The sequence below is a fragment of the Rothia sp. BD8 genome, assembly GCF_044878465.1.
Classification (GTDB): domain Bacteria; phylum Actinomycetota; class Actinomycetes; order Actinomycetales; family Micrococcaceae; genus Rothia; species Rothia kristinae.
Genome location: NZ_JANJES010000013.1, coordinates 42,486 through 52,029 on the forward strand (window position 1 = coordinate 42,486; position 9,544 = coordinate 52,029).

The following is a 9,544-nucleotide window of genomic DNA, read 5'->3' on the forward strand; positions in this document are numbered from 1 at the left end:
ACACTAGGCGACCTGGGCTGCCTTGGCCTTCTCGGCCCCGGTCCGGGTGTTCCCGATCCGCTTGAGCAGCAGGTACATCGCGGCGGTGATGAGCATCCCCACGATCACCGCGACCAGGTACATGCCGGGGTTGGACACGACGGGCAGGATCCAGATGCCGCCGTGCGGGGCCTGGGAGGCCACCCCGGTGGACATGCAGATCGCGCCGGTCACGGCCGATCCCACGATCGAGGAGGGGATCACGCGCAGCGGGTCCGCCGCGGCGAAGGGGATGGCCCCCTCGGAGATGAAGGAGGCGCCCAGCAGCCAGGCGGCCCGGCCGTTGTTGATCTCCGCCTCGGTGAAGTACTTCTTGCGCAGGGTGGTCGCCAGGGCCATGCCCAGCGGGGTGGCCATGCCAGCGGCGATGACCGCGCCCATGATCTCCTGGGAGACCAGGGTCCCGGCGGACAGTCCGGCGGTGGCGAACAGGTAGGCCGTCTTGTTGATCGGCCCGCCCAGGTCCGCGCCCATCATGGCGCCGAGGATCAGCCCGAGCACCAGGGCCGAGGCCCCGGACATGGAGACCAGGAAGTCGTTCAGGGCGGTCATGACCCAGGCGATGGGCCGACCCAGCACCAGGAACATCAGCCCGGAGGAGACGATGGTCGCCACCAGCGGGATGATGACCACGGGCATCATCCCGGCCAGCCAGCGCGGCAGCTTGGGCTGCTGCAGGGCGTAGGCCACGACGCCGGCCAGCAGGCCGCCGACGATCCCGCCGAGGAAGCCCGCGCCCACCATGTTGGCCACCAGGCCGGCCGCGAAGCCGGGGGCGATGCCGGGGCGCCCGGCCATGCCGTAGCCGATGAACCCGGCCAGAGCCGGCACGAGCAGGCCGATCGCCTGCTGCCCGATCACGAAGATCACGGCGGCCAGGTACATCCACAGCCCGTGCTCGCCCGGGTTGAACAGGGTCGCCCCGCCGTCGGTCAGCGCCCCGTCCTGGATCCCGAGGATGCTGGGGGCGAGGTCCGCGACCTCGGACTTGTGCCCGACGATCGAGGACATCAGGAAGGCCAGGGCGATCATCAGGCCGCCGGCCGCGACGAACGGGATCATGTAGGACACGCCGGTCATCAGCGACTTGTAGATCCGTGAGCCCCAGGAGGCGTCGGCCCCGGAGGAGGACGAGGATCCCTCTTCCCGGGAGCCGGCTACGCGGCGGGCGTTCGGGTCCTTCGCGGCGGCCTCGGCTTCCTCGATCATGGCGACCGGCTCGTCGATGCCCCGCTTCACGGGGGATTCGACGACGGGCTTGCCGGCGAAGCGCGCGCGATCGCGCACGTCCACGGAGACGGCGAAGATCACGGCGTCCGCGGCGTCGATGGTGGCCTGGTCCAGGACCTCGTTGCCGGCCGAGCCCTGGGTCTCCACGTCCAGCTGCACGCCCATCTCCTCGGCGGCCTGCTTCAGCGCGTCGGCGGCCATGTAGGTGTGGGCGATGCCGGTGGGGCAGGCGGTCACGGCCACCAGCCGCGCCCGGTGCTCCGCATCGGCGGCGTCGGCACCCGACGAGGCGGCCGCAGCCCCGGCGGCGGAGGCCCCCGCGGTGGCCGAGGCCTGCTGCGCGGCGGCGTCCTGGGTCGGCTGCTGCGCTGCGGCGTCGTCCAGGCCGAGGGCCCGGTTGACGATCTCCACGATCTGCTCGGGGGTCTCGGCCTCGCGCAGGGCGGCCTTGAAGTCCTTCTTCATCAGGGATCGGGCGAGGGTGGACAGCAGCTTCAGGTGCTCCTGGTCCGCACCTTCGGGGGCGGCGATGAGGAAGATCAGGTCGGCGGGGCCGTCCTTGGCGCCGAAGTCCACGGCCGGGTTGGGCCGGGCCATGGCCAGGGAGGCGCGGGTGACGTGGGCGGAGCGGCAGTGCGGGATCGCGATGCCGCCGGGGATGCCGGTGTCGGTCTTGGACTCGCGGGCCTTCGCATCGGCGAACAGCCCGTCGGCGTCGTCGGCGCGCCCGTCGGCGGCGACCCGCCGGGTCAGCTCGCGGATGACGTCGAGGCGGTCCGAGCCGAGGTCCTGGTCGAGACTGACCAGGACGGGGGCGATCATGCCCGCGGGGGCCTGGGCCGGACGGGTGGGGCTCGCCGGGGCCGCGGCGGCGGCCGCGGGGCGCCCGGGGGCGTCCAGGGCGCCCTGCACCAGGTCCACGATCTCCTCGCGGGACGAGGCGGCGCGCAGGGCGGCGGTGAAGTCCTTCTTCATCAGCGAGCGGGCCAGGGTCGAGAGCAGCTTCAGGTGCTCCTGGTCGGCCCCGTCCGGGGCGGCGATGAAGAAGACGAGGTCCGCGGGGCCGTCCTTGGCCCCGAAGTCCCGACCCTCGGGCAGGCGCGCGACGGCCAGGGAGGCCTCGGTCACGGCCGCGGAGCGGCAGTGCGGGATCGCGATGCCGCCGGGGATGCCGGTGTCGGTCTTGGACTCGCGGGCCTTCGCGTCGGCGTAGAGGTCCTGGGCTGACGTGGCCCGTCCGGCCTCGGCGACGAGGCCTGCGAGGTGCCGGATGACGTCGAAGCGGTCATCGCCCAGCGTCTCGTCGAGGCTGACGAGATCCGCGGTGATCAGAGCTGGCATGAGCTCCTCCTTGGTGACGTGGTGGTGACGACGGCGAGCGGTGCGCACGCGATCGAAGGGGTGGGGCCGTCCGGACTCACGAGCTGAGTTCCGTCACGGTGACGGCCTCCGGGGTGGTCTCCTCCAGGGTCGGCACCTGGGTGCCGGGCAGCGAGGCGGCGGCGGAGCCGTGGGCCACGGCCTGCACGAGGCATTCGCGGGGGGTGCGTCCGGCCTCGTGGGCCAGGAGGTACCCGGCCAGCGAGCAGTCGCCGGCCCCCACCGTGCTGCGGGCGCGGATCGGGGCGTGCTGGGCGTGCCAGGCGCCGTCCGCGGTGACCAGCACCGCCCCCTTGGCACCCAGGGTGGCCAGCACAGCCTCGACCCCCCGGTCCACGAGCTCGCGTGCGGTGTCCGCGGTGGCCTGCGGGTGCGCCTCCAGCTGCTCCCACTCCCCCGGGCGGCCCACCAGCTCGGCCAGCTCCTCGGAGTTGGGCTTGATGAGGTTGGGCAGGCCGTCCTGGCCGTTGAGGGTGTCGCGCAGCGCGGCCCCGGAGGTGTCCACCGCGATGCGCGGGGCCTGATCGCCCAGGGACTCGCGCACGGCGCGGGAGACGACGGCGTAGTAGTCGCTGGGCACCCCGGGCGGCAGGGAGCCGGCCATGACCAGCCAGCTGCTGCCCTGGGCCTCGCGGATCAGCAGCCGCGTCAGCTCGCGCTGGGCGAGGTCGTCCACGGGCTCACCGGGGGCGTTGATCTTGGTGGTGGTGCCGTCCGGCTCGGCCACGGTCACGTTGGTGCGGATGGGCGCTCCGGTGGCCAGGTTGGAGTAGCGGACCTGGGCGGCGGTCAGCGCCTCCAGCACGGGGTCCCCGTCGTCCCCGGGCAGCACGGCGACGGTGCGCACGCCGGAGACGCTCAGGGCGCGGGCGATGTTCACCCCCTTGCCGCCGGGATCTGCGACGGAGCGGCTGGCGCGGATGACGGTCCCGCGCGCCAGGGGCGCGGGGATCTCCACCGTGCGATCCAGGCTCGGATTGGCGGTCAGGGTCACGATCATGCGATGAGCACCTCTACGTTGGCTTGTTCCAGGGACTCGGCCAGGGAGCCCTCCGGCGCCCGGTCGGTGATGATGGCGTCCAGATCCTCCAGGCCAGCGAAGCGTACCAGGGACTCCTGGCCGAACTTCGCAGAATCGCACAGCAGAACCACGCGGCGGGCGGAGCGGACGATGGCGGTCTTCACGATCGCCTCGTTGAGCCCCGGGGTGGACAGTCCGAACTCCTCGTCCAGCCCGTTGACTCCGATCAGGGCGATGTCGGGGCGGATGCTGGCGAAGTGCTCGGCGGGGCGCGATCCCACCGCGGCCCAGGTCATCTTGCGCAGCTGCCCGCCGACCAGGTCGATGACGATGCCGCTGGCCTCGGCGAGCTTGACGGCGATGTGCAGGGCGTGGGTGATGATGATCCGGTCTGCACCGTTCTTCAGGGTGAAGTCCGAGGAGGCGATGAGGTCCGCGAGGATCTCGGTGGTGGATCCGGCGTCCAGGACGACGGCGCCGGCGTCGGATTCCCGCAGCAGCTGGTAGGCCCGGGCGGCGATGCGCTGCTTCTCCGGGGTGTTCATGGACTGGCGGGAGCCGATGCTGGATTCCACGGAGGTGGACTGCTCGGCCGTGACCGCCCCGCCGTGGACCCGGCGCAGCTTCCCGTCCGCCTCGAGGGCGGCCAGATCCCGTCGCACCGTCTCCATGGTGACGTCGTAGCGCCGGGCGAGTTCAGCACCATTGACTCGCCGCGCGGTGGCGACCAGCTTGGCGATCTCCGCCCGTCGTTCCTCAGCGAACATGGTGAAACACTCCTTGACGGCGACGAACAGTGGGCTCGTCTGCGCTCCCTTGATTTTATGTGGTTTTGTTTGGCTTGGTCAACGAGGACGGACCCAACCGGTCACAAACGCACACTCGTGGAGGCGGGAAAGCGCGGAGCGGGCGGGGCCTGAGGTGAGAGGCCGCCGGGCCGTGCGGCGACTCAGGCCTCGCCGTCGTCCAGGGAGGAGGGACCCCAGCGAACAGCCCCTCCAGATCCACCTCCAGCGGCTCGGCGTTGGGCACGGTGGCCCGCCAGTCCCCCGGGGTGGTGGCCAGCAGCACCCGGCGGATCAGGGTGCCGTGACTGACGGCCAGGATCCGCTCTCCGGGGTGGGCCCGCACCAGCTCGCGGCAGGCGGCCACTCCGCGGCGGTAGACCTCGGCCTCGGCCTCCACGTCCTCGTAGAGGTCCTGCGGGTGACGCGAGTCCTCATAATCCAGCACCTGGCCCTCCGCGGTGCCGTAGTGGCGTTCGATGATCCCGGGCACGGTCTGCGCCACAGGGAGCCCCACCTGCTCCCCGATGATCTCGGCGGTCTCCCGGGCCCGGCCCAGCGGGGAGCAGACCAGCAGGTCCCAGCTCTCGGCAAGCTCCGCGATCCGCCGCCCGGCCTCCCGGGCCTGAGCCCGCCCGGTGTCGTTCAGGGGGATGTCGGAGGTGCCCTGCATCCGGCCTGCGGCGTTCCAGTCCGTCTGTCCGTGGCGCACGAGCACCAGGCGCCCGGAGAGCAGGGACGGCTCGATCGGCTGGGAGGCTGCGCGGTGCTCGGCGGGGGCCACGGGGATCCTTTCGACGGGTGGGGCGGACAGCTTCCGATCCTACTGCCGATGCCCCCTCCCCGATCGCCGCACGCGGCGCAGACGCGCCGACCCGGTCAGGGATCACCTGACCGGGTCGGCGCGTGCGCGGAGCCCCCTGCCGGATTCGAACCGGCGACCCTCTGTTTACAAGACAGATGCTCTGGCCAGCTGAGCTAAGGAGGCGGGGACCCGCACCGCCGGCGGAGAGGTTCCGCGGGGCGGTTGCGGGTCTCCAGCAGGATACCCGGTGCCCCCGGGGCCGCCCAATCGCCGGGCGGCGCTCCGAGGGCGGACGGGTCAGGATTCCTTCTTGGCCTTGATCGCCTCATCCAGGGCCGAGGAGAAGTCCGTCGTCTGGGTCTCGGTGCTGTCCACGTAGACCGTGGGGGTGCCCTGGATGCCGTTCTCCTTGGACTCGGCGACGGTGACGTTGACCATCGGCCGGTAGTCCATCGAGTCCATCGCGCTCTTGATGTCCGCGCCGTACTTGGAGGCGATGTCCTCCAGCTCGGAGTTCTTCAGCCCGCCTTCGCCCTGGTGGGAGAACATCTCCTCCTGCCAGTCCAGGAACTTCTCCGTGCTCACCTGCTCGGCGACCGCGTAGGCGGCCACCGCGGCGCGGGAGGAGTACTCGGTGGTGGTCTCCGCGTCGAGGAAGTTCAGGTTGCGCACCTCCAGCTCGATCTCCCCGTCCAGGACCTTCTTCTTGATGTCCTCGCCGTAGGCCTTCTCGAACTCGGCGCAGTGGATGCAGTTGTAGTCCTGGAACATGGTCAGGCGCACCGGCTTGCCGTTCTTCTTCGCCTCCTCAGCCGTGGGCAGCCCCACGGGCAGGGTGGCGGACTGCCCGTCGGAGGCGGAGGCGGAGACCGTGGAGGTCTTCAGGTCGTTGACATCACGGGAGGCTTCGTCGGAGGAGTTCTTGACGATGCCGTCCTTGGTCAGCACGATCCCGCCGTACTGGTTGGCGCTGCTGGGCACGGCCCCGGCGTCGGGGATATCGGTGCTGCGCGTCTGGGTGTAGACGATGGCGATGACCGCGATGATGACGACGAGCACCGCGATCACGGCGGCTTGCAGCCAGCGTCGGTTGGCGCTGGCGGAGCGGGCCTGTCGGTCCGCGATCTGTCGGGCCCGCTCGCGCGCGTCGGAGGTGCGCTGCGTGGAGGAAGGGGACAAGGTGATGACTCGCTTTTCGTCGCAGGGTACGTCGATCGCAGGTCAGTCTAGCGGGGCCGTCTGGACGGGTCCTGGCCGCCGGGTCATCGTCGCCTGTCCGGGCGGGCTGCCCGGGTAGGATTGTGGTGCAGACCTCGAAGGAGAACCACATGTCCGATCCAGCAGCATCCACGACTGAGGGCACCGGGCGGGGGGCCTACGACTTCGTCGTCGTCGCCAACCGCCTGCCCGTCGACCGCGTCGTCGACGACGACGGCGCCGCGTCCTGGCGGCGCTCTCCCGGCGGGCTGGTCAGCGCCCTGGCCCCCGTCATGTCCACCCACGACGGCGCCTGGGTCGGCTGGCACGGCGCCGCCGATGAGCGCCTCGAGCCCTTCGACCACGACGTCTTCCATCTAGTGCCCGTGCCCCTGTCCGAGGACGAGGTGCGCCGCTACTACGAGGGCTTCTCGAATGCGACCATCTGGCCGCTGTACCACGACGTCATCGCGCCCCCGGAGTTCCACCGCACCTGGTGGGACACCTACCGGGAGGTGAACCGGCGCTTCGCCGAGGCCGCCGCGGCCAACGCCGCCGAGAACGCGACCGTGTGGGTGCAGGACTACCAGCTGCAGCTGGTGCCCGCGATGCTGCGGACCCTGCGCCCGGACCTGACCATCGGCTTCTTCGACCACATCCCCTTCCCGCCCCTGGAGATCTTCGCGCAGCTGCCCTGGCGCCGTCAGGTGCTCACCGGGCTGCTGGGCGCGGATCTGCTGGGCTTCCAGCGCCCGGGGGACGCCTCGAACTTCCGGCGCTGCTGCGAGAAGCTGCTGGGCATCCAGTTCGACGGCGAGAAGGCGGAGGTCTCCCAGCGCCCGCGCGACGAGGTGGATGAGGACTCCCCGTCGGAGCGCTACCGCCGCACCCATTCCACCGTGCTGCCGGGGGTGACCTCCCGGCGCCGGGCCAAGCGCGAGCTGAAGGACCGGAAGCTGTCCACGTGGGTCACCCGGGCGGCTTCCTACCCCATCTCCATCGACGTGGAGGCGGTCACCGAGATGGCCTCGCGTCCGGAGACCAAGCGCCGGGCCCGGCAGATTCGGGAGGAGCTGGGCAATCCGGAGACCGTGTACCTGGGGGTGGACCGGCTGGACTACACCAAGGGGATCCGGCACCGGCTGAAGGCCTACGGGGAGCTGCTCAACGACGGCGACCTCACCGTGGAGACCTCCGCGATGATCCAGGTGGCCAGCCCCTCCCGGGAGCGGGTGGAGTCCTACATCCAGCTGCGCGAGCAGATCGAGGGCACCGTGGGGCGGCTGAACGGCCAGTTCGACACCATGGCCCACACGGCTATCCGCTATCTGCACCACAGCTACCCCTTCCCCGAGATGGTGGCCCTGTACCTGGCCTCCGACGTCATGGTCGTCTCCTCGCTGCGCGACGGGATGAACCTCGTGGCCAAGGAGTACGCGGTGGCCCACACGGACAATCGGGGTGCCCTGGTGCTCTCGGAGTTCACGGGGGCCGCGGAGCAGCTGCCCAGCGCGATCACCATCAACCCGCACGACATCGACGGCTTCAAGGACGCCCTGCTGTATGCGCGGGACATGTCGGAGGAGGAGCGGCGGACTCGGATGCGTTCGATCCGCGAGCAGATCTTCGCCCACGACGTCGAGGACTGGTCGACCCGGTTCCTGGATGACCTGTCCCGGATCCGCTCCGAGGGTCTGGGCCCGGACCCGACGACGGACGAGCTGCCGACGGTGCCGCTTCCCGTGATGGACCGAGGCCACGGACCGTTCCCCAACCAGGCCATCGAGGAGGAGCTGCAGCGGGTGGCCGAGGCCGAGAATCTGCTGGTCGCCATGGACTTCGACGGGACCCTCGCCCCGTTCACCACCCGACCCGAGGACGCCCGGCCTCTGCCGCTGTCGCAGACCTCGCTGGAGGACCTGGCCCAGCAGCCGGACACCTATGTCGCGCTGATCTCGGGACGACCCATGAGCTTCCTGCGCGAGATTGCGGATCCGGAGCATCGGATGCTGCTGTCGGGTTCCCACGGCGGGGAGTTCGACGTCTCCGCTGCGGGACAGGAATCCCCCGCCCTGACCCTCGACGAGGATCAGCGACGCGTGCTGGAGGAGGCGACCGAGGCGATCCGTGAGCTGGTGAGTCGGTATCCGGGCTCGGATATCGAGTACAAGCCGGCCGGCGTCGTGTTCCACACCCGCCCGATGGAGGATCACGGACTGGCCCAGGCCGCGGAGGCCGAGGCGGTGCGGGTTCTCAAGGGCATCGAGGGCCTGCACCTCACGCCGGGGCAGCACGTCGTGGAGTCCTCCGTGCTGCAGGTGGACAAGGGCGATGCGATGCGCCTGTTCAAGGAGGCCACCGACGCCGACTGCGCGGTGTTCGCCGGGGATGACCTCACGGACGAGCATGCCCTGAGCGCTCTGGGCGCCGAGGACCTCGGGGTGAAGGTGGGCCGCGCCGAGTCGATCGCGCGGGTGCGGGTCACCGGACCGGAGGCCATGTCGCACATGCTGGCCCGTCTGGCTCACCTGCGCCGCAAGCACACCCGCGCCCTGCAGCAGGTGGAGGAGGCGACCAGCCGAGACTGACCGAGCCGAGTGACGGCGGGGGGGGCATCCTCCCGGCACGTCACGAAGGGGCGGCGGATCGACCACGATCCGCCGCCCCTTTCACATGGCTCGTTCCGGCGACGGGACCCCCGACGACGACGTCGCCGCCGGTGGTGGCCAAGGCCCACCGCCGGCCCCGGGGGTCGCTCAGCGACGGGCCAGACTGCCCCGCCCCACGCTGCGCGCCAGCTGGCACGCTGCCCCGAAGGGCGGGGAAGGGTCTCCGGGCACGAAAAAAAGGGGGCCCCACACCGGGACCCCCACCACCCACAACCACGGACCCCGCCAAGCCCCGCACATCCCACGGGCACAAAAAAAGGGTGGGGATCCCCGACCGGGGACCCCCACCACCATCAAAAAATGAATCTCGGCGGCGACCTACTCTCCCACACACCTACCGGGTGCAGTACCATCAGCGCTAAGAGCCTTAACTACCGGGTTCGGAAAGGGACCGGGTGTACCCCTCTTGCCATAACCA

6 protein-coding genes, 1 tRNA gene and 1 rRNA gene are annotated in these 9,544 nt (G+C 70.8%); 1 reads left to right on the forward strand and 7 read right to left on the reverse strand.

From position 1 onward, the window contains the following. Positions 1-3: 3 nt before the first annotated feature. The 6 genes from NQ707_RS09430 to NQ707_RS09455 all read right to left on the reverse strand — a co-directional run bounded on the left by NQ707_RS09430 (position 4) and on the right by NQ707_RS09455 (position 6,439). Positions 4-2,610, reverse strand: a complete 2,607-nt coding sequence (locus NQ707_RS09430; protein ID WP_081046049.1) for a fructose-specific PTS transporter subunit EIIC — start codon at positions 2,608-2,610, stop codon at positions 4-6. Between the two features lie 76 nt (positions 2,611-2,686). After that, positions 2,687-3,649 (reverse strand): 1-phosphofructokinase family hexose kinase, encoded by a 963-nt coding sequence (locus NQ707_RS09435; RefSeq protein ID WP_055684245.1) that lies wholly within the window; start codon positions 3,647-3,649, stop codon positions 2,687-2,689. Then, complete coding sequence (locus NQ707_RS09440; protein WP_404435580.1) at positions 3,646-4,437, reverse strand: DeoR/GlpR family DNA-binding transcription regulator; 792 nt, start codon at positions 4,435-4,437, stop codon at positions 3,646-3,648. The genes NQ707_RS09435 and NQ707_RS09440 overlap by 4 nt, the downstream gene beginning before the upstream one ends. 55 nt (positions 4,438-4,492) lie before the next feature. Beyond that, positions 4,493-5,239, reverse strand: coding sequence for a histidine phosphatase family protein (locus tag NQ707_RS09445; protein WP_404435582.1), 747 nt, complete (start codon positions 5,237-5,239; stop codon positions 4,493-4,495). 130 nt (positions 5,240-5,369) lie between these two features. After that, positions 5,370-5,443, reverse strand: a tRNA-Thr gene (locus NQ707_RS09450). A gap of 114 nt (positions 5,444-5,557) precedes the next feature. After that, the gene (locus NQ707_RS09455; RefSeq protein ID WP_058730431.1) at positions 5,558-6,439 is read right to left on the reverse strand and encodes a thioredoxin domain-containing protein; all 882 of its coding nucleotides are present in this window, start codon (positions 6,437-6,439) and stop codon (positions 5,558-5,560) included. A gap of 149 nt (positions 6,440-6,588) precedes the next feature. On the opposite strand from NQ707_RS09455, the gene otsB reads away from it, so the two are divergent. Then, positions 6,589-9,045, forward strand: a complete 2,457-nt coding sequence (otsB, locus tag NQ707_RS09460; protein ID WP_064724926.1) for a trehalose-phosphatase — start codon at positions 6,589-6,591, stop codon at positions 9,043-9,045. 386 nt (positions 9,046-9,431) lie between these two features. Here the strand turns inward: otsB and rrf are convergent. Then, a 5S ribosomal RNA gene (gene rrf / locus NQ707_RS09465) occupies positions 9,432-9,544 on the reverse strand; the annotation flags it as partial.

Excerpts from the sequence above, each read along its gene's own strand:
- NQ707_RS09430 (WP_081046049.1), bottom strand. The coding sequence starts at position 2,610 with ATGCCAGCTCTGATCACCGCGGATCTCGTCAGCCTCGACGAGACGCTG.
- NQ707_RS09435 (WP_055684245.1), bottom strand. The coding sequence starts at position 3,649 with ATGATCGTGACCCTGACCGCCAATCCGAGCCTGGATCGCACGGTGGAG.
- NQ707_RS09440 (WP_404435580.1), bottom strand. The coding sequence starts at position 4,437 with ATGTTCGCTGAGGAACGACGGGCGGAGATCGCCAAGCTGGTCGCCACC.
- otsB (WP_064724926.1), top strand. The coding sequence starts at position 6,589 with ATGTCCGATCCAGCAGCATCCACGACTGAGGGCACCGGGCGGGGGGCC.